Source organism: Flavobacterium sp. PL002 (assembly GCF_054165825.1).
Genome location: NZ_CM135110.1, coordinates 1,543,873 through 1,565,502 on the forward strand (window position 1 = coordinate 1,543,873; position 21,630 = coordinate 1,565,502).

A 21,630-nucleotide genomic window follows, 5' to 3' on the forward strand; every position below is an offset into this window, starting at 1 on the left:
ACTTATAATCAAAACTGAATGGCGCAACTAAAAACTCATAACAGAATACAGACAACTATATAAAATGCTAAAAGGTTTTAAATTATCAATGCTATCGCTGCGCATCCGAATATTTCTTTCGATGATCGTACTGATAATTCTAGCCTCAGTATTACTGGCTTCTATCTCGATCATTCAATTTAAAACCGAAGCAAAAGAATACCATCAAGAACGTTTAGAACGCAAGGAGAATGCGGTAAAAGAACATATTAATTATGTGCTTTCTACTACTACCTACCCCTTAACCACTGATAATTTAGATTTAATTTTCAAGGATAAAATTCACGAGCTAGCACACATTCACAATATTGAAATCAATATTTATAATCTTGACGGAGTGCTTTTAAAATCATCAAAAGAAAATTTTTCTGTTGATAAAGCGGCCCCACCTATACCTAAATACATTTTAAAACTCGTACGCTCTTCTATAGAAAAACGTTACGTAGATATTAAAACCGTAAACGGAGTAAAAAACCGCTCCTCTTACACCCAAATCAAAGATGATAAGTTCAAACCTTTAGGTGTTTTAAACCTGCCTTACCTGGAAGACGATGGTTTCTATGACAAAGAGCTAAACAACTTTCTTATTCGTTTGGGACAAGTATATTCATTTATGTTAATAGTCGCTTTTGCTATAGCATACTTTTTATCATCTTATATCACGAAGTCTTTAAAAACAATATCCGACCGTTTAAACGAGACCAGTTTTAATCAAAAAAACAAGAAAATCGTCCTCGAAGCCAGCAGTAAAGAAATTAACTTATTGATTGCTGCTTATAATCGAATGGTAGACGAGCTGGAAATAAGTGCCGTAAAGCTAGCCCAAAGTGAAAGAGAAGAAGCTTGGCGCGAAATGGCGAAACAAGTAGCACATGAAATCAAGAATCCGCTTACGCCAATGCGTTTGACGGTTCAAAGTTTCCAACGAAGATTTAGTCCCGAAGACCCCAATATCATTCAAAAGATGAAGGATTACTCGGAGACCTTGATTCAGCAAATTGACACGATGAATGCGGTGGCTTCAGCTTTTTCTAACTTTGCATCGATGCCAGCACAGCAAAACGAAACACTAAATGTGGTAGAAGTTGTTGAACTGACGCTGGATATTTTCAATGAAGAACACATTGTTTTCGAAAAAGAATCTCCCGAAATTATTTCGAAAATAGACCGAACACAACTGATCCGAATTATTACAAATTTGGTTAAAAATGCCATTCAATCTATTCCTGAAGGTCGAAATAAAAAAGTTGCTGTAACGGTAAAAAAACAAGATAATAATGTGCTAATTTCTGTAGAAGACAACGGCGTGGGGGTAAAACCTCAAGATATAAGTCGTATATTCGAACCTAAGTTTACTACAAAAAGCAGCGGAATGGGCCTTGGATTAGGGATCATAAAAAACATTATCGAAAATTATAAAGGAACAATTACCTTTGAAACTGAATTTGGAAAAGGAACAAAATTTACCGTTTCTCTTCCTATAATTAACTCATAAATAAATATCATGACTTACGAAAACATTCTTATCGCTACTGATAATAGCATTACAACAATAACGATTAATCGTCCAACAAAATTGAATGCTTTAAACAAAGCAACTATTGAAGAATTGCACTTGGCGTTTGAAACTGTTGCAAAAGACAAACAAACAAGAGTAGTAATCCTTACTGGTAGTGGCGAAAAAGCATTTGTTGCCGGAGCTGATATCGCTGAGTTCTCTAACTTCTCCGTTGAAGAAGGAGTACAACTAGCCGCACACGGACAAGATTCCTTATTTAATTTTGTCGAGAAATTAAAGATTCCCGTAATTGCAGCCGTAAACGGATTTGCACTTGGAGGCGGATTAGAACTTGCCATGGCTTGTCATATTAGAGTAGCATCAGACAATGCTAAAATGGGACTTCCAGAAGTTTCTCTAGGGGTAATTCCTGGATATGGAGGTACACAACGTTTGCCACAATTAGTGGGTAAAGGACGCGCTATGGAAATGATCATGACTGCTGGAATGGTAAATGCTCAAGAAGCGCACAGAACTGGTTTAGTCAATCATGTGGTCCCTCAAGTAGAGCTTATTGATTTTTGTACTGCTATGGCTCAAAAAATCATGAAAAACTCTCCAGTAGCCATCAGCATGGCGATTAATGCAGTAAATGCCAATTACAAAGAAGGAGAAAATGGTTTTGATACCGAGATAAAATCTTTTGGAAAATGTTTTGGAACTGACGATTTTAAAGAAGGAACTACTGCATTTTTAGAAAAAAGAAAAGCAGTTTTCCCAGGAGAATAAGCTTTTAAAAAACTACAATTTTAGTAAATATAAAAATCCGTAGCCTGATAGATGATTCGTCTTCAAGCTACGGATTTCTTGTTATTTGAAAATTTTCTAATAATAAACATTGCTTTTAACGAACAAAACTTAATTTTGCATCTTTCTATCTAAAGAAAATAAACCTTTAAACTACATTCATGTCATACGAGCCAGTATTTGCCCTTTTTTGGGAAAGCGTAAAACAAAGTATTCAAAACGGAACTTATGCCAAATTAACTTTGGCGAAGACCATAGGTGACACCGAATTGAAAAACATCTACATAAGACCCGTTTTGCTGGAAGAAGGCGGATTTACCCTTTCACTATCAGCGAAATACAAGACAGAGGAAATTGAGAGTTTTCATAGTCTTGATGAGGCCTATGCTATTTTGTTCCCTTACATGAACAACCCCTTTTTAACCGCATTATTGTTTACCACAGAAAATGATATCACATTTAAATTAAACAAAAAAAGAGTGGGTAGTATTATTGAGCAAGCACCTACTTTTAAAAGTGCTTCGGATGTAATTATCGAAATGAAAGAAAAAGGGATTATTTAACATGCCGTTTCTTTATATCATATAAAAGTAAAGCCACTCTTATGGAGTGGCTTTACTCCTTAAAAAGGAATTATAAAGACTATCAAACTTTATAGGCTGGCTACTAATTCCATCCTCCTCCTAATGACTTATACATATTTACTCTCGCCATCAATTGTTGCTTTTTAGCTTCAACCAAATCTAGTTTTGCTTCTAAGGCATCTCTTTGAGTCAACAAAACCTCCATATAATCTGCTCTTGCAGCTTTAAAAAGTGTGTTGGTGATTTTTATGGAGTTAGTTAACGCAGTAACTTGCTTTTCTTTTTGTCCGTAAATTTGTTTTAAGTTTTCAATTTTAGACATTCCGTTCAGCACCTCAACATGGGCATTCAAAACTGTTTTTTCGTAATCAAAAATAGCTTGAAGCTGCATATCATTAGCATTATAGTAAGCAGCTTTTATTGCATTCCTGTTAATTAAAGGCGCTACAACATCTCCAGCAATAGTATACAACAACGATTCTGGTGTTGTAGTAATGTATTTTAATTTAAAGGCCTCTACACCCACACCAGCTCGCAATGTTAAAGAAGGATAAAAATTAGCTTTTGCTACTTTAGTATCTAATTTAGCGGCACTTAATTCATACTCGGCTTTTCTTATATCTGGTCTGTTTATTAATAATTGCGAAGGAACACCAACATACAAAGTATCTATTTGCTTGTCAATAAAATGCATTGATTCCCTAATAATGTGCTGTGGTGTTCTACCAATTAAAAAGTTCAGTTTATTCTCAACTTCTACAACTTCTTGCTTAACGGCATATAATTCACCTGTATTTTTATAAACCTCAGCTTCCAATCTTTGCACTCCAAGTTCTGTTGCTTTTGCAGCTATTTTTTGAAGTCGGATTGTTTTTAAACCATTGTTTTGTAGTTCTAAATTTTGTTTTATGATTAGTAATTTGTTATCTAATTCTTGCAGTTCATAATAGGAATCAGCTATTTCAGCAATCAAATTGGTAACCATAAAATTCTTTCCTTCAACTGAAGAAAGATATTCCATAGCCGCTGCTTTTTTTGAATTTCTCAATTTTTTCCAAACGTCAACTTCCCAAGTTGCAAATGCGCCAATGCTGTAATTAGGTAAAGCTTCGGGAAATTCTTGATCCCCTTTAACCTTGGTATTTGCATCGCTAGCACCTTGACTAGTGTACCTCCCTACTTTTTCAACCTCAGCAGCTGCGGCAATACCTACAGATGGTAAATATTCTCCTTTTCTAGCCTGAATTTCGTTCTTTGCCATATCCACTTGCTGCAACATAATATTCAGCTCTTGATTGTTGACTAAGGCAGTATCTATCAAAGCATTCAAATTAGTATCATTGAAAAACTCTTTCCATTTCATATTAGCTGAGTTAATGCTGTCATTAGAAACTACATCATTAAAATACTCCGGTAATCCCGTTTTTTTATTACGTATTTCTCTTTTAGGCACACAACTTTGCAATACCATGAAGGGTAAGGCCAGTATTAAAACTGACCTTGTTTTTATAAATTTGAAAATTGATCTATTCATTATCTTCTCTTTTCATTAATTTTTTCATTTGTTTATTCAATGCTTTCAACTTAAGACTAATCTTACTTTCGTTTTCACTGTTGTGCATAAATTCCTCTGAAGCTGGTTCGAAATTTTCGTTTTTAATTAATCCACGACCATCGGCCATTTTAGCAAACACATAGTATAATCCTGGAATAATAATCACACCAAAGAGTGTTCCCATAAACATACCTCCCATAGCCGAACCACCAATAGTTCTATTACCAATTGCTCCTGCACCAGAAGCCATTACTAACGGAATCAATCCTGCGATAAAAGCAAAAGACGTCATTAAGATAGGTCTAAATCGTAATCTAGCCCCTTCAATAGCAGCATCTAGAATGCTCATTCCTTGCCTACGTTTTTGCACAGCAACCTCAACAATCAACACGGCATTTTTACCAAGCAGACCCACAAGCATAATAACTCCAATTTGTGCATAAACATCATTAGACAGTCCCATTAATTGTAGTAATGCAAAAGAACCAAAGACTCCTACAGGCAATGAAAGCAGTACCGCAAATGGCAATAAGAAACTTTCATACTGAGCTGCTAGTACCAAGTACACGAATATTAAAACAATACCAAAAACGTACAAGGCATCATTACCACGATTGGCTTCATCATAAGACAGTCCTTCCCAGGCAATATCGTACCCTCTAGGTAGTTTAACATGCGCTACTTCTTTAATGGCATTAATAGCATCAGCACTCGTATATCCTTTAGCGGGTAATCCACGTATGGCAGCCGAATTGTACAAGTTGTATCTTGTAATCTCATTAGGCCCCAACGTTTTTTCCATCTTCATAAATGACGAATAGGGCACCATTTCACCGGCTTCGTTTTTAACATACAATTGCTCTAAATCTGATGGGAGCTTGCGATACTCAGGAGCAGCTTGTGTATACACTTTAAAGAAACGTCCGTATTTAATATACCCTTGTTCGTAGGTACTACCAATCAAGATGTTTAAATTTTCCATTGCTTTACCAATAGAAACTCCTTTTTGCATTGCTGCTTTGTTATCGATATCTAATTTATATTGTGGGTAATTTGCAGAGTAAAAAGTAAAAACTCCAGACAATTCTTTTCTCTTACCAAGCTCAGCTAAAAAGTTATTGTTTACTCTTTGAAATTCTTGGTAATCAGTTCCGTTTGTTTTATCTAATAAACGCAAAGAAAACCCCCCAGATGATCCAAAACCAGGAACTGCAGGTGGTTCAAAATATTCAACAACGGCACCCAGGTTCTTTGTTTTCTCTTCTAATTCTTCCATGATTTCATGAACCGAATGACTTCTTTCATCCCATGGTTTTAAGTTAATCAAACAAGTACCCGCATTAGATCCACGTCCTTCAGTCATGATCTCATAACCCGCTAGAGAGGAAACAGAAGCCACACCATCAATCTTTTCACAAATAGCTTGCAATCGTGTAGCAACTTCATTTGTGCGCTCTAGCGTTGCTCCAGGAGGCGTTTGAATAATTGCATAAATCATCCCTTGATCCTCGCTAGGAATAAATCCTGCAGGCAATATTTTATTAGTTACAAATGTTCCAAAACAAAACACAATTAATATCCCGAATGTGATGACCCTTCTATTGACAATGTACTTTAGTAAACTAACGTAACGTCCCGTAATTTTTTCGAAACCACCATTGAACCAGTCGATAAATCGGTTAATAGGTGTTTTCTTTCTAGGATGACCATGATGATTTTTCAACAACATTGCACACAATACAGGAGTAAGAGTCAAGGCTACAATTGCCGAAATAATAATAGAACCAGCCATTGTGATAGAAAACTGTCTATAGAACACCCCTACTGGACCAGACATAAACGATATGGGAATAAAAACAGAAACCATTACCATTGTAATTGCAATGATGGCACCACCTATTTCTCCTAATACTTCTTGAGAAGCCTTGAAGGGTGTGATATTTTCATCTTCCTCCATTTTTAAATGGACTGCCTCGACGACGACAATGGCATTATCAACAACAATACCAATGGCTAATACTAAGGCAAACAGTGTAATTAAGTTGATTGACAACCCAAACATTTGCATGATAAAAAATGCCCCAATCAAGGAAACAGGAACCGCAATAATAGGAATCAATGTAGAGCGCCAATCACCTAAGAATAGGAAAACAACTATAGCTACTAATACAAAGGCATCTCGCAAAGTATCTATTACTTGATCGATAGAGGCATTCAAGAAATTAGAGACATCATAACTAATTTTATACTCTACTCCCGGCGGAAGCCCTTTCTCTAACTCGTTTAATTTTTCTTTTACATCCTTAATTACGTCGCTACCATTACTTCCAAAAGTTTGTTTTAAAACTATCGAAGCGGAAGGTTTACCGTCAAGATTAGAGTAGATATCATAAAATTCACTTCCAAGCTCCACATCGGCGATGTCACCTAGTTTAATCATCTCCCCTTCTGAATTGGATTTGATTATTACATTTCTATATTCTTCTGGTTCGCTATACCTATCTCTATAAGTTAAAACATATTCTAAAGCTTGTGATTTTTTCCCAGAACTTTGTCCTATTCTTCCCGGTCTCGCAAGTATACTTTGTTCCTGCATGGCCTCCATTACTTCTTCAGCAGAGATTTTATACGCACGCATTCTATCTGGTTTTAACCAAATACGCATCGCATATTTACGACTCCCCAGAATTTGCGCACTGGCAATACCTTTTACACGTTGAATTTCAGGAATCATCTTAGTGTAAGCATAATTGTAAAGGAACTTTTCATCCATTCCTTTATCCTTACCGTACAAATTCACATACATCAACATACTTGGTTGCACGGGTGTAATTACAACACCTTCCCGTTGTACCAAGTCAGGCAATAAAGGCATTACTTGATCGACTCTTGTTTTGACCCTTACTACGGCATCATTAGGGTCTGTTCCTGGCTCAAAAACAATACGTAAAGTTCCTTCTCCTGCACTAGTAGCATCTGAAGCGATGTAACGCATTCCTTGGACTCCGTTTATGGCCGTTTCTAACGGAATTAAAGTTGATTTCACTAATACATCCGAACTTGAACCCGGATAAGCTATAAATATATTTACTGTTGTGGGTGCTATTTGCGGAAACTGCGATATAGGCAGTTGTTTAATGGCAAGCAATCCCGTAAATACTATAATGACTGAAATAACGATCGCTAGTACCGGTCTTTCTATAAATTTTTTAAACATTTTATTATTTTTTTAGGATTCTTACTCAGCGTAAACATCAAGACTAGCCAATACTTTTTGAGGATTTTCAAGATTGTATTTAATTTTATCCTTGTCTTTTACCAAGCGGATTCCGTCAAGCAAAATTTTATCATTAACATCCAACCCTTTTGTAATTACAAATAAGTTCTCTAGAGTCTGACCAATAGTAATTTCTCTTTGTTGAACAATATTATTTTTGTCTATAACAAAAACGTAGCGTTTATTCAGCACTTCAAAAGTTGTTTTTTGAGGAATAATCAACACATTTTTTAAAGGAATAGTCATTAAAATGGTTCCTGTTTCACCATGTCTTAAAATACTATCTGGATTATTAAAAGTGGCTCTAAAAGCGATGTTTCCAGTTTCATTATTGAATTCCCCTTCTATTGTCTCAACGATTCCAGGTTGATTAAATTTTAAGTTATTTGCCATCAGCAAATTCACTTTTTGTTTTTTTGTTTTATCAACAGTAACTATATAATTGAGATATTCAGCTTCAGGAACATTGAAGTATACCCACATTTTACTATTGTCAGAAAGTGTTGTTAATAACTCTCCTTCGTCTAGCATGCTTCCTTCTCTTACATGTAAATGGTCAATTACCCCACTAAAAGGAGCTCTAATATCTGTAAATCCAAGATGAGTAGCCGCAAGACTTATTTCGGCATTTGCTTTATTGAATCTGGCTTTAGAAAGTGCTAACTCATTAGGCGAAACTACGTTGCTGTCAGCTAAAAGCTTAGTGTTTTTATATTCAATTTGAGCAGCGTTCCCCTCTGCTTTTGCTTTTTGTAATTCTGCTTCATAAATAGTAGGCATAATTCCAAACATGTGCTGTCCTTTGTTGACTTTTTGACCTTCATCTACCGTAATGTTTTGAAGGTATCCTTTTTCCATTGCTCGTAATTCAATGTGGCGTATGGAGTGAATTTGGCAAACATATTCTTTAACGATAGTCGTATCCATTGCAATAGGTTGCGTAACTTTAAAAGTGCGCTCTTCCTTTTTTTCTTCCTTATGTGAGTTACAACCAATAGTGCACAACGCGGCCATAAGACCAATGAAAATTGCGTTTTTTTTCATGATAATTTTAAGTTTTTAAACGTATGGTATGATGATTTTTTAAATTGTAGTCCAAAAAAACTACATAGTAGACCGTACTTTCTAAATCATTATAAAAAAATGAGCAGAAAATAGCCGGTAAACAAGCACCTAAAATGTGCTTAAAAAAAATTTAAATCAAATACGAAAAACCTCAAATAAAACATACAATGAAGAATTGTATGACGGTAAGTAATGAGAGAAAACTTTGTTTAAAGACAAAGTTTTATTGAAATAATAAAGGGAATATTTTGTACTTTCTTGATTAAAGCAAGAAGTAATAAAACTAGTTTTGTTTACACTTTTTTTATAAAAAGTATTTTCAAAACTCTCTTCTTCATTGTCAACAACAATTGCTTTTTTTCTATAAAATTCTTTTAACGGAATTGATATATGAGAATGAATACCCAACTCTAATTTGCAAGAGGTTTCAGCATTTGAAGCGTTAACTAATGAAGTCGTTCGAGAAGCTATCGCAAGAGTATTCGCAAATACTTGTCCGTAGCTAAAGAACAACATTAGACATAATAGGATGATATGTTTTATTCCTTTTTTCATTAGAATTGCAAACTTAAACATTTACAATTAAAACTATATACTGATTATATTTTTATTTAGATTTTTAGTCGAGACAAACCATAGTACTTTTCGACTAAAAATCATAATTTATTATAAATGAACAAACTATCGTTTCTAATTGAAAAAACAGCATCTTTATTAATCCCAGAAATGGGATACTTTACCTTATTATCTTCAATGATTTGTTTATAAATTGCAACGGTTCTTATATCTGGAATGTTTAGTAGTTTTTTAAAAACAGTGTCTGCATCTAAATATTTAGCGCTATAATTTATACCACCTTCGGACTTAAACAGCAATAAGGAAACCAGTTTTTCATTACTATATACCACAGTTAAAATTGGAGTATAAACATTCTCTTTGAATTTTAATTTCTCCCCACCATATTGGTAATCGCTATTTACTTTTTTATAACTTGTTACATTAAAGTTTTGAATTTTTTTTTGTGAACTAAATGAAATTAAAATAGTAAACATTAAAAACAGTAGTAAACTAAATTTCATTATTAGCCTTTTTTTAGTTTTAAACACGTAAAAATCCAAACTAATACTATTTATAAAAAAGTCTAATTTGTCAGTTCAAGTGGAGTCGAGAATCACTATTGCATTTCGAATTCATTCTAACTGATAAAATCAGCAGACTACCTCGTACTGGTCTTTACTATTACTTCTCCCCATCCCATTCAGCATAAAACTGCGAAAGAAAACCTTCCATATAACGGTGTCTTTCAGCTGCAATTGCTTTTCCTGAAGTCGTATTCATTTTATCTTTTAGCAACAACAGTTTCTCATAAAAATGATTTAATGTAGGCGAATCATTGTTCTTATATTCCTCCTTTGTCATTTGCGTATTTGGAGCAATATTAGGATCATACAATGTTCTATTTTTAAATCCGCCATAATTGAATGTTCTAGCAATTCCAATAGCACCTATCGCGTCTAAACGGTCTGCATCTTGAACAATAGCTAACTCAATAGAAGAGAAGTCCTTTTCAAAATTACCTCCTTTAAAAGAGATGTTTTCTATGATTTTAATGACGTGATTAATAATTACTTCATCCACATCCTCTGATTCTAAAAAGGCACGTGCTGTTTTAGGCCCAACGGTCTCATCACCATTATGAAATTTACTATCTGCTATATCATGCAATAAAGCGCCCAATTGTACAACTGTCAAGTTACACACTTCCTCTTTAGCAATTAGCAAGCTATTTTTATACACTCTTTGTATATGAAACCAGTCGTGACCGCCTTCGGCATTTTGAAGTTTTTCTTTAACAAAAGTGATTGTCTTGCTAACGATATCATGGTTGTTCATGCTATTTATATTTTTAAAAAAAATGTTGATTTATAAGGATTTAACACCTTACCAATCAACATTTAGTATTCTTTATTTATTTATAAAATTACAATCTTGCTGGCTCTACCCACTTAAAGATATGTGACTCTTGAGGAATTACAATTCTATCAGAGATTCTTGCCATTCTTCCAGGCAATTTCATTAGATAGTCACGTGCTTTTTCGGCTTCATCTGTTAAACCAGTAATTTTATCTATTTCCCATTTATTAATCAATTTTTGCATGATATCAACATAATCGTGTGCGGTATAAACGCCAATACGTTGCGCTGAATCAGAAAACTGTTCAAAGGCTGTACTTATTTTTTGTCCAGATTCTCTCAAAAAATGAGCCGGCATAACAATTTTTTGCTTCATCATGTATTGAAAAGCAAGCATCATTTCGCTTGGGTCTACTTGAAAAATTCTAGTCACAAATTCACTGTAAGCATGGTGGTGACGCATTTCATCTCCAGCAATCATCTTACACATTTTTGACAGTTTATTATCACCGTATTTCTTAGCCATTTGCGCTACTCTATTGTGAGAAACATAAGTTGCTAATTCTTGAAAACTAGTGTAAACAAAGTTTTTATACGGATCAGAACCTGTTCCAATATCAAAACCGTCATTGATTAAGTGCTGCGTTGTCATTTCTATCTCACGCATGTTTACTCTACCAGACAAATACAGGTACTTGTTAAGCATATCACCATGGCGATTTTCCTCTCCAGTCCACTGCCTGATCCATTTAGACCAACCATTTCCTTTTCCTTGATCGATTCCTTCTACGTCCATTAACCATGATTCATATGTAGGTAAAGCTTCTTCAGTAATGGTATCACCTACTAGAGTTACCCAAAAATCGTATGGTAAATCCTTAGCTATTTCGCGAAGTTCTTTCACTTCTTCAAAGAAATTATCTCCTTCAGAATTAGGTAAAAAATCAGATGGCTGCCAGATTTTCTCAACAGGTATTAAGTATTGATCAACAAAGCTGTCCACGTTTTTTTCTAAAAACTGCATTACTTCTAATCGAATGTTTTTTATAGACATTTTATTATATTTTAAATTTTTATTCCTTTCACTACGGCACTTTCAGCCTTTTCTATTAACTCTTCAAAGTCAAATTCACTTACCTTTAATGGGTTGTGTATTGCAAAGGTAAGGCGATTTCCTAAACCAACGGGGAAAAAACCAAATTTAACCATTTTCCAAGAATTGTTTATGCTTATTGGAACGACATAAGCATTAGGCGCATATTTGCATAATATTTTTAGTCCGCTTTGAGCAAAAGGTTTAGGATGACCCGTTTTACTACGTGTTCCTTCTGGGAAAATTACTGCTGAACGATTGTACTTTTCAATATATTCAGACAAACCTTTTATTGCCGGTAGCGCTTGTTTGGGTTCTTTTCGATCAATTAAAACCGAACCACCGTGAGTCAAATTGTAAGAAACACTAGGTATTCCAGAGCCCAACTCTTTTTTACTTACAAATTTACAATGAAAACGTCTTAAAAACCAAATCATCGCAATGATGTCATACATACTTTGATGGTTGCATACAAAAATGATAGGCACATTCTTAGGAATGCGTTCAATACCATCAAACTTGTACCGTGTCCCCACAAGATTGGTGCACTTTATTAGAAAAAAATTCAAATAATCTACACTTTTTTTATGGGCTTGGTAGCCAAAAACATTAAAACAAACCCATTGAATAGGATGAAAAATAATTAATGTCAGACTAAAAAGTAGGTAATAAATTACCGATATAGGATAGGAAATCAGTTTTTGCATGCTTGAAAAATTAACCACAAAAGTAATAAATATATTTTTACTGCTATTTAATTATGAAACAATAATAGGTTTGACGTTTAATTGTACCTTTGCCATCTAAAAATTAGTATCCTTTCTTTATACCAATGAACTTTAGCTACCCAAAAGACGAAAAATTAAAAAGTAAAATAACCATAGGTTTGCTCTTCTCAGAGGGCAAGTCAGTTTCTAAATATCCTTTACGTTTAGTTTATTGTGCAACCCCTTTAGCCGAAGATCAAAAAATAAAAATGGGTGTTTCTGTTTCTAAAAAAAACTTCAAAAAAGCTGTTGATAGAAACCGCTTTAAACGCATCCTTAGAGAAACTTACCGTCTTAACAAACACTTGCTTATAGACAACCTTGATCAACCGTATGCTTTTATGTTTTTTTACCAAACAAAAGACCGGTTGACGTATGATGAAATCAACACAAAAACGATTCAGCTTTTTGAAAAATTCCTACTTCAAATAAAAAAAGCCGACTAGCGAAGCTATTTTTTGTATTTTTAACCTATAAAAATACATTTCATGAAGCAAATATTCTTTTTTGTTCTCTTATCGCTGTCTTTATTTAGTTGTGAAAAAGCCGAAAACAATTTCGATTCTAAAGTACAAGCAATAATGCTCCCGCCAAAATCAGAGAAATCAAAATTTACTCAAAATGATCTAGCAAGTCCAAGTAAACCTACTGAAGCAATTGAACCAAAAATCATTAAAGAAGGCAACCTTCGTTTTGAAACAAAAGACTTACAGGCTACTTACAATCAAATTATAAAAAATATTACTGCAAACGGCGGTACAATTCAAAGTGATATTGAAGGCAATGATTATGAAAGTGTTTTCAGAAAGTTAATTATTAGAATTCCTTCTCAAAAATTTGATGTATTCATGACCAACATCACTAAAGGGGTACGCTTTTTTGACACTAAAGAAATCACTTCCGAAGACGTAACAGCTGAGTATATTGATATCAATGCGCGATTAAACGCTAAAAAAACACTGGAAAATCGTTATCTTGAATTGCTTAAAAAAGCAACAAAAGTAACTGAAATGCTAGAAATTGAAACGCAACTATCCCTCATTCGAGAAGAAATAGAAGCCAAACAAGCTTCCTTAAATTATTTGCAAAATCGTGTTGCATTTAGCACCATTACAATCGAGTTCTATAAAACTGTAGCCCAAGAAAGTGGTGCAACCGTTTCCTATGGCACTAAGATTTGGACCGCCATAACTTCTGGATTCAACTCTCTTTCAGGATTGTTTATTTGGTTGCTATCCGTTTGGCCCTATTTAATTATTACTATTGTGGTACTGTATTTTATTCGAAAAAAAATTAAGACAAAAAAATCATAAACAATGCATTCTTTCTTTAAAAAAAAATTCATCCTTCCTGTTGTCGCTTCGGGCTTTTTATTTGTTGGCGTAAGCTTTAAAAACGACTTTTTTGAAGTTGCTAAACAAATCGAAATTTTCACGACTTTATTCAAGGAACTCAATACAAATTATGTAGATGAGACCAATCCTGGAGAATTGATGGACAAGGCTATAGGCGCTATGTTAAGTAGTTTAGATCCGTATACAGTTTACTTTAACGAGCAAGATGTATTGAAATTCAAAATCAACAATACGGGAGAATACACCGGGATTGGTGCTATGATTAGCCGTAAAGATGGTAAAATTATGCTTCGCGAAGTCTACAAAGACTTTCCTGCTGACAAAGCTGGTTTTAAACCAGGCGATGTTATAATCCAAATAGGCGATGTCGTTCTTGCCGACTTTAAAGAGGATGCTTCAGAATTATTAAAAGGGGCTAAAAATGCTAAAATAGCCGTAAAATACATTCGTCAAGGAAAAACAAACAGTACCGAGATTGTTTTGGATGAAGTTGAAATCAAGTCGGTTCCCTTTTTTGGTAAAATTGATGACAAAACTGGATATATTGTTTTAGAACATTTTAATAAAAAAGCATCTAATGAAACTAGAATTGCTCTTGAAACACTAAAAAAACAGGGCGCTGAAAGAATCGTTTTAGATCTTCGAGGTAATCCTGGTGGTTTGTTAAATGAAGCCATAAATATTTGCAACTTATTTGTTGCCAAAGACGAAATTATTGTGACCACAAAATCTAAGATTGAAAAACACAACAATGTCTATAAAACTACTTTTGACCCTGTAGATACTCAAATACCGTTAGTAATTATTGTAAACGGAAAAAGCGCTTCGGCATCAGAGATTGTTTCTGGAGCATTACAAGATTTAGACCGCGCTGTAATAATGGGGAGTAGAAGTTACGGAAAAGGGCTAGTACAAAAACCGATAAACCTAACCTATGATACCCAATTAAAAGTTACTATTTCTAGATATTACACCCCATCAGGAAGATGTATTCAAGCACTAGATTACGCACATAAAGATAAAAATGGTGCTGCAATTAGAACTGAAGAAAAAAATTACAACGCCTTTAAAACTCGAAAAGGCAGAACCGTTTACGATGGAGGAGGGATTTTACCTGACGTCATTATAGATGAATTAACGAGTAATACGATCACTAATGCGTTACAACAAAATGACGGAGTATTTAATTATGCTACTAAATATTATTACAAGAACCCAGATTTAGGCAGTAAGATACCAACCATAACAGCTACCGACTATCAAGATTTTAAACAATTTTTAAAAACCGACAAATATTCTTTTGACACTGAAACAGAAGTTGCGCTGAGAAAAACTTTGGCTGTAGCCAAAAAAGAAAAAATAGAGGCCACGATCCAAAACGAATACAACCAATTATTAACAGCACTTCAAAAAAGTCAAGAAACGCTATTGGACAAAAATCAAGATCAAATTAGTAAAATGATTACTGATGAACTTATAAAACGGTATCAATATCAAGAAGGACTTTACCAATATTACCTAACAAATAGTGCCGAAATTAAAAGAGCAGTGACCATCTTAAACAATAGTGAAGGCTACAAGAAAATTTTGAAACAATAATGAAACGGTTTTTCAAAATAGTATGCTTTTTGTTCGTGGGCTTTACAAGTGCTCAGGATAAAAAAACAGAAAGCGTCTATTTTGAATTTGAACGGTATGATCTTGACAGCAAACAGCAGCAACAAATCATCGATTTCTTAGTTAAAATTGATACCACAACAATAGAGGCGGTACAAATTTATGGGTATTGCGACGATCGCGGTGATAATGATTACAACTATAAATTATCTGAGGATCGAGTTCATACTGTGCAGCAATTACTATCCACGAATGGTTTTGACAAAAGCAAAATTGTTGTTATAGAAGGCAAAGGAAGGGTTTTATTAGTTAAAGATGATTACTCAAAAGTGGCTGAGGCACGTACTAAAAACAGGCGTGTTGATTTGTTACTAGTCAAAAAAAATAGTTTTGGTAAGGGTATTTACAATTATATAAAAGAAAACCATAAAGTAGGCGATCGTATTTATTTAGAAACCATACTTTTTTCAATGGGCAGTAGCCAACTCAGTCTTAGAGCCAAAAAAGAATTGGACCGAATTGCTTCCATCCTAAATAAAAATAAGCAAATAGAGTTTGAAATTAGAGGCCACGTGTGCTGCACCCCAAAAGATTTTACCGATGCTGTTGATAAAGCCACAAACGAAAGAAAGTTATCTGTAAACAGAGCTAAAGTTGTTTTTAAATACTTGATAGCTAAAAAAATTAATAGCTTACGAATGACTTACATTGGTTGCGGAAATAAATTCACACTTAATAAAGGAAGCGAATTAGATCGTAGAGTAGAGTTTTTAATTACTAAAATATAGATCGCCAGCTCTCCTTATTAAAATATTGAGAATTATGATAGATCGAAAGGGCTGTTATCAATAGCATTTTTTAATAAAAATTATTCTTTAATCATTTCGATATGCGGAATGTCATCTTCAAGATACATCTCGCTTGATTGCACAAAACCATGACTCTCATAGAATTTTTTTAAATACAATTGTGCACCAATCGTGATTTTTCTTTCTCCATAATGATGCGCTACACCAGCAATTGCTTCGCGCATTAAATCATGACCCCATTTACGATCACGGTAGTTTGCATCGACAACTACGCGACCAATTGAAGCATTATCAAAACTAATTCCAGGTTTAAATAGCCTTGCATGCGCAACAATCTTGCCTTCAAACTCAGCAAACAAATGCAAAGCAACCTTGTCTTTACCATCCAGATCAAGATAGACGCAGTTTTGCTCGACTACAAAGATCTCACTTCGTAGTTTAAGCAAATCATACAACTCGTTTACTGAAAGTGCCTCAAAAGGCTTTATTTTCCACTGTAGTGCCATGGATGTTTTTTTTAGATTAGTGTATCGCAATAATTATGACGCCCAAATTAATAATTATCTTTTAATAACTGCAACTGATTTGATGATTGCTTCTAATTCGTGCATTAAATCTCTTTTTTCTTTGGACGGAGAATAACAAAAGCCTTCAATAATCAAAGCTCGGTTATTATCAGGATCCATAATGCTGTAATTGATAAATGGTCCTGACATAAAATCGTTTTTCAGTACCCAAGTTCCTTTCATTTCATATGTAAGCTTACCATCAAGTTTAATTTGGAAAAAATAGGGCGAATAAGCTTCCTCAGTAATCATATCTGTATTGGGTTCTTTACCATGAATATACAAACTACCTATAGAATCGCGCTTTTTAATAATATTACCCACTAAATTATTAGCATTTTGTAGCGATTTTAATGGCACCTCATAAATCAAGATACTGGTGTTGCCGCTAATAATTTCTTTTTTTAACCAAATAAATTTCGGCTCTTGAACTACATATTGATAATCCGAAGGTACCGCCATACTAATTTGGAACTTTTCGGTTAGCTTTTTGGTATCAAGAAGCGTCTTACGGTTTAATGTTTGACTTTCTTTAATCTCCGAATCGCGAATGGTTTGAATAATTTGTGACGTTTTATTTTCTATTAATTCTAAAATTGCTGTTGTAGATTTTCCAGAAATGCAAAAGACATTTTGTGGCTTAGCGTATCTATTTTCTTTAATTTGGAAATGATTTTCAGTATCTTTCTTTATCAAAATAATGTTTCGACTGTCCGTCATAAAGCCTTCCATCAACTTCACTGGATATTGATTGATAGTGAATAACGGTTCCTCCTGGGGTAAACCTATTACGGGAGCAGCAAATTTATTACGAATACTATCTCCTACCTCACCATTCCATAATTGATCATCGATAATAATCGAAATGGTATTGATTTTACCTGAGGTGTTTTTAAGTGCAATGCTATCTTCCTGCTTACAAGAAAACAAAAAAAGAGGTATTAAAAAAAACAAAAAACGAACTTTACTCATTATTATAAAATTACAAATAGCAACCCTAATTTAAACTAGTTATATGTATTAACTGTTAATTTTTAACATTATACTGGGCTCGATATAGCTACCACTAATATCGTTCCAATTTTTCAAGTTTAGCAACATAGCTGTAAAAAATAATATAACCTACGGAATTACAACTAACTTTAGTAAAAAATTAGTTATTTAATTACCTCAGGATTCGTAATTACGAATTCGGTTCTTAAAAAAATGGTCTGCTTCAGAGCAAATATATTTTATTCATAAAAAAAGGGGTCTCATTCTAGAATGAAACCCCTTTTTTTATTGTTATAATCTTAACTTCTTATTTTTAATTTCATACCTGGTTTAATAGATTCGCCCTTAATATTATTCCATTTTTTTAAATCTGTAATCGAAACTCCTGGATATTTTCTTGCAATACTATACAAAGAATCTCCTCTTTTTACCGAATAAGTAAGTTGGTTTGCAGCGGTATTTTCTTTTAAAGTTGCTTTAGTTTGGATTGTATCAATAACTGCGGTTTGTTTTTGTGCAACGATTAATCTACTTCCTTGGGCAATGGTATTGTTTTTTAGATTATTCCATTTTTTTAAGTCGCTGATTGATGTATCAAATTTTTCAGCAATTGTCCCTAGTACATCTCCTTTTTCAACAATATAGAGATCCATAACTGCTTTCTCGTCCTCTTTATCACTATCTTTTTTTCCAGAAACTACTTTTCTTTTTTGTACAATTACTCGGGTAGTTATTATTTTTAAGGACTTTCCTGAGGTAATATTATTTCCTCTTAAATTGTTCCATTTTTTTAAGTTCGAAACAGAAACACGATATTTATTTGCAATGGCACCCAAGTTGTCACCTCGACGAATTTTATAATAAGTAGTATTTTTAGCAACTACTCTAAAACCATCACTATTAGATGATTTACTAGAACTTAATCTAGAACGTTTATAAGGATGCTCTTTTAAATCATGGAGATAATCTGCGTAAGCATAAATTTTTTCTTCATTAGAAACAAAAACAGCGATTTTAGCATTTGGTAATCTTAAATAGTGGTTTTTATCATTGTAATGCGGAATCACATTTAACTTATAAGAAGGATTCAGTACTTGAAGTTGTGAAACAGGAACATCTAATAAATCAGATATTTGTTTAAAGGACAGTTGCTTTCTTACCATCACGGTATCTGTAGCAAAATGTTGCATTACGGCTTCATCAGGAACGATTCCGTGTTCTTTATGGTATTCATACAAGTACATAGTAGCTAAAAAAGCAGGCACATATCCTTGTGTTTCTTTGGGTAATTTTTTTCTAATATTCCAATAATTTTGCTTTCCGCCAGACCTTCTAATTGCTTTAGAAACATTTCCAGGACCAGAGTTGTAAGAAGCTAAAACTAGTTCCCAATCTCCAAAAATTTTATACATTCTGGACATGTATTGTGCAGCAGCTGCAGTTGCTTTTAATGGATCACTACGTTCATCAACGTAAGAATCAATATTTAAATCATATTGTTTTCCAGTTTGATACATGAACTGCCAAAGTCCGGTAGCACCCATTCTAGAAACTGCTTTTGGATTTAAAGCCGATTCAACAATGGCAAGGTATTTTATTTCTAGTGGAACATTTTCTTTGGCGAAAGCCTCTTCAAAAATGGGGAAGTAATATTGGGACAAACCCATCAATCGACCGAAAGATTTTTTACGGTATTTTAAATAGGATTTGATGACGTTCTCTAAACTCTCGTTGTATTCAATCCTGAAAGGAGATTTAGCATTCATGGCTTTCAATCTCGATTTTAACAGACTTGTAGGTAAGTCGTAATCCACTTTTTTGTCTAGATCGACATTTTCAATATCAGTGGTAATCTCGTTGTATAAATCCAGATTCGTTAACTCATTCATCCAGAGGCTATCGACACAAAGTGCCATGTTGTCTTTTACGAAAGTAGTTTTTAAGGAATCAAGATAAGAAAGCGGAATTTCTTGTGTATTAACATCTTTATTTTGAGCAAATTGTTGCGCAAATGAAGATAGAGAAACACTTAACAATAGGGCAATAGTGGTATTTTTCAAAAATATAGTTTTAATTTCAACAGTAGGCTTATATAAGGCAATTATACCATTTTTTTTATAAAACCAGCCGTTGAAATTAAAAAAATATTAAAAATCTACTTATGAATGAATTACTTAGTCTAAAATAGCAGCGATACCAGGAAGGGTTTTACCTTCTAACATCTCTAACATAGCACCACCTCCAGTAGAAACGTAGCTCATTTTATCTTCTAGTCCAAACTGTTTTACAGCAGCCACAGAATCTCCCCCACCTACAAGTGAAAAAGCACCTTTTTCAGTAGCGGCTGCAATATAATTTCCTAAAGCAATAGTTCCTTTTGCAAAGCTTTCCATTTCAAAAACGCCTAGTGGTCCGTTCCAAAGAATGGTTTTAGACTCCATGATCACTTTTTCAAAAATAGCTAATGATTTTGGACCTGCATCCAGTCCTTGCCATCCATCAGGAATTTGGTTTACATCAACCACTTTTGTATTGGCTGTATTAGAGAAATCATCAGCAGCAATTACATCAACTGGAATGTGAATTTGAACTCCTTTTTCTTTCGCTAATTTTAAAATCTCTAAAGCCAATTCCATTTTATCATCTTCACAAATAGAATCTCCTATTTTACCTCCTAGTGCTTTCACAAAAGTAAATGTCATTCCGCCACCAATAATCATGTGATCTACTTTGTCAAGAATGTTTTCAATAACAGTAATTTTAGACGAAACTTTAGATCCACCTAAAACTGCTGTTACGGGTTTTTCGCTATTTTTAAGCACTTTATTTAAACTTTCTATCTCTTTAGCCATAAGATTACCAAAACATTTTTCTGATGGAAAAAACTGTGCTATAATTGTTGTAGAAGCATGCGCTCTATGTGCCGTTCCAAAAGCATCGTTTACATAAATATCTCCAAGAGAAGCTAACGCTTTTGCAAAAGCAACATCTCCAGCTTCTTCTTCAGAGTGAAAACGTAAATTTTCAAGTAATAAAACCGAACCTGGCTTTAAGTTAGCTGCAGCACGAGTTGCTTGCTCACCAACACAATCAGAAACAAACTCCACATTTACTCCAAGAATTTTTGAGGCTGTAGCCAAAATATGTTTCATAGAGTACTTTTCTTCAACCCCTTTTGGTCTTCCTAAGTGCGACATTAAAATCACACTTCCGCCTTGTGCAAGAATAGCATCAATAGTTGGTTTTGCAGCTTCGATACGTGTTGCATCAGTAACCTTAAAGTTTTCGTCCAAAGGAACATTAAAGTCCACACGAACAATTGCTTTTTTATCTTTAAAATTAAAATCTTTTAACGTTTTCATAGTAGTATAGTTTTTTTAGTTTTTTATTGACTGAACAACAAATATAGCTTTTTTGAAGTAGTTATAAATTGGGATTATTCAAAAAACACTGCTAAAAATTTACGAAAACGTTATAATTTTTACAAATAATTATAATAGTAAAATAATGAGACGCCAAAGCAAAATAACTTTTAATAAAGGGAGGCAAAATTATTTAGGAAGTATAAAATAGGTTTCGACTCCGCTCAACTTGACAAGAAATAGCGATTGGCTTTTTAGTGAAGTGATAATGTAGAAATATGTAAATTAAACAATGGGTTTCGACTCCGCTCAACCTGACAAACTGAGAT

The 21,630-nt window shown here is 33.9% G+C and carries 19 protein-coding genes; 7 read left to right on the plus strand and 12 right to left on the minus strand.

Going from position 1 to position 21,630, the window contains the following annotated elements:
* Positions 1-121: 121 nt before the first annotated feature.
* The 3 genes from ACVEGE_RS06745 to ACVEGE_RS06755 all read left to right on the plus strand — a co-directional run bounded on the left by ACVEGE_RS06745 (position 122) and on the right by ACVEGE_RS06755 (position 2,907).
* Positions 122-1,534 carry an ATP-binding protein gene (locus ACVEGE_RS06745; RefSeq protein ID WP_173851628.1) on the plus strand — a complete coding sequence of 471 codons (1,413 nt, stop codon included), beginning with the start codon at positions 122-124 and terminating at the stop codon, positions 1,532-1,534.
* A gap of 9 nt (positions 1,535-1,543) precedes the next feature.
* Positions 1,544-2,326, plus strand: coding sequence for an enoyl-CoA hydratase/isomerase family protein (locus ACVEGE_RS06750; RefSeq protein WP_173851626.1), 783 nt, complete (start codon positions 1,544-1,546; stop codon positions 2,324-2,326).
* Between the two features lie 179 nt (positions 2,327-2,505).
* A complete protein-coding gene (locus ACVEGE_RS06755) occupies positions 2,506-2,907 on the plus strand; it encodes a hypothetical protein (RefSeq protein ID WP_173855425.1) in 402 nt (133 codons plus the stop codon).
* Between the two features lie 103 nt (positions 2,908-3,010).
* Here the strand turns inward: ACVEGE_RS06755 and ACVEGE_RS06760 are convergent, their stop codons facing one another.
* From ACVEGE_RS06760 to ACVEGE_RS06795, 8 genes are all read right to left on the minus strand, one after another.
* The gene (locus ACVEGE_RS06760) at positions 3,011-4,462 is read right to left on the minus strand and encodes a TolC family protein (RefSeq protein WP_192500807.1); all 1,452 of its coding nucleotides are present in this window, start codon (positions 4,460-4,462) and stop codon (positions 3,011-3,013) included.
* Entirely contained in the window at positions 4,455-7,700 is a 3,246-nt protein-coding gene (locus ACVEGE_RS06765) for an efflux RND transporter permease subunit (protein WP_173855423.1), read from the minus strand. The genes ACVEGE_RS06760 and ACVEGE_RS06765 overlap by 8 nt, the downstream gene beginning before the upstream one ends.
* 21 nt (positions 7,701-7,721) lie before the next feature.
* Entirely contained in the window at positions 7,722-8,804 is a 1,083-nt protein-coding gene (locus ACVEGE_RS06770; protein ID WP_173855422.1) for an efflux RND transporter periplasmic adaptor subunit, read from the minus strand.
* A gap of 156 nt (positions 8,805-8,960) precedes the next feature.
* On the minus strand, positions 8,961-9,380 hold the full coding sequence (locus ACVEGE_RS06775) for a hypothetical protein (protein ID WP_192500808.1): 420 nt from the start codon (positions 9,378-9,380) through the stop codon (positions 8,961-8,963).
* A gap of 101 nt (positions 9,381-9,481) precedes the next feature.
* Positions 9,482-9,904 carry a hypothetical protein gene (locus tag ACVEGE_RS06780; protein WP_192500809.1) on the minus strand — a complete coding sequence of 141 codons (423 nt, stop codon included), beginning with the start codon at positions 9,902-9,904 and terminating at the stop codon, positions 9,482-9,484.
* Positions 9,905-10,064: 160 nt separating this feature from the next.
* Entirely contained in the window at positions 10,065-10,718 is a 654-nt protein-coding gene (locus tag ACVEGE_RS06785; protein ID WP_192500810.1) for an HD domain-containing protein, read from the minus strand.
* 88 nt (positions 10,719-10,806) lie between these two features.
* On the minus strand, positions 10,807-11,793 hold the full coding sequence (locus ACVEGE_RS06790; protein ID WP_192500811.1) for an acyl-ACP desaturase: 987 nt from the start codon (positions 11,791-11,793) through the stop codon (positions 10,807-10,809).
* An 11-nt stretch (positions 11,794-11,804) separates the two neighbouring features.
* The gene (locus tag ACVEGE_RS06795) at positions 11,805-12,539 is read right to left on the minus strand and encodes a lysophospholipid acyltransferase family protein (protein ID WP_173851614.1); all 735 of its coding nucleotides are present in this window, start codon (positions 12,537-12,539) and stop codon (positions 11,805-11,807) included.
* A gap of 125 nt (positions 12,540-12,664) precedes the next feature.
* Between ACVEGE_RS06795 and rnpA the strand changes: the two genes are divergently transcribed.
* From rnpA to ACVEGE_RS06815, 4 genes are read left to right on the plus strand one after another with little or no spacing between them, the layout of a single operon-like run.
* Positions 12,665-13,045 carry a ribonuclease P protein component gene (gene rnpA / locus ACVEGE_RS06800; RefSeq protein WP_173851612.1) on the plus strand — a complete coding sequence of 127 codons (381 nt, stop codon included), beginning with the start codon at positions 12,665-12,667 and terminating at the stop codon, positions 13,043-13,045.
* A gap of 42 nt (positions 13,046-13,087) precedes the next feature.
* Entirely contained in the window at positions 13,088-13,912 is an 825-nt protein-coding gene (locus ACVEGE_RS06805) for a DUF4349 domain-containing protein (RefSeq protein ID WP_192500812.1), read from the plus strand.
* Between the two features lie 3 nt (positions 13,913-13,915).
* The gene (locus ACVEGE_RS06810; RefSeq protein ID WP_192500813.1) at positions 13,916-15,553 is read left to right on the plus strand and encodes a S41 family peptidase; all 1,638 of its coding nucleotides are present in this window, start codon (positions 13,916-13,918) and stop codon (positions 15,551-15,553) included.
* Positions 15,553-16,359: an OmpA family protein gene (locus tag ACVEGE_RS06815; protein ID WP_192500814.1), complete on the plus strand. Its 807-nt coding sequence runs from the start codon at positions 15,553-15,555 to the stop codon at positions 16,357-16,359. The genes ACVEGE_RS06810 and ACVEGE_RS06815 overlap by 1 nt, the downstream gene beginning before the upstream one ends.
* Before the next feature lie 80 nt (positions 16,360-16,439).
* Here ACVEGE_RS06815 and ACVEGE_RS06820 read toward each other — a convergent pair whose 3' ends face one another.
* The 4 genes from ACVEGE_RS06820 to ACVEGE_RS06835 all read right to left on the minus strand — a co-directional run bounded on the left by ACVEGE_RS06820 (position 16,440) and on the right by ACVEGE_RS06835 (position 21,301).
* Positions 16,440-16,886, minus strand: coding sequence for a GNAT family N-acetyltransferase (locus tag ACVEGE_RS06820; protein ID WP_192500815.1), 447 nt, complete (start codon positions 16,884-16,886; stop codon positions 16,440-16,442).
* Positions 16,887-16,940: 54 nt separating this feature from the next.
* Positions 16,941-17,876, minus strand: coding sequence for a DUF4837 family protein (locus ACVEGE_RS06825; protein WP_370566976.1), 936 nt, complete (start codon positions 17,874-17,876; stop codon positions 16,941-16,943).
* A gap of 362 nt (positions 17,877-18,238) precedes the next feature.
* A complete protein-coding gene (locus tag ACVEGE_RS06830; RefSeq protein ID WP_192500820.1) occupies positions 18,239-20,005 on the minus strand; it encodes a LysM peptidoglycan-binding domain-containing protein in 1,767 nt (588 codons plus the stop codon).
* Positions 20,006-20,113: 108 nt separating this feature from the next.
* Positions 20,114-21,301: a phosphoglycerate kinase gene (locus ACVEGE_RS06835; RefSeq protein ID WP_173851600.1), complete on the minus strand. Its 1,188-nt coding sequence runs from the start codon at positions 21,299-21,301 to the stop codon at positions 20,114-20,116.
* Positions 21,302-21,630: the final 329 nt, after the last annotated feature.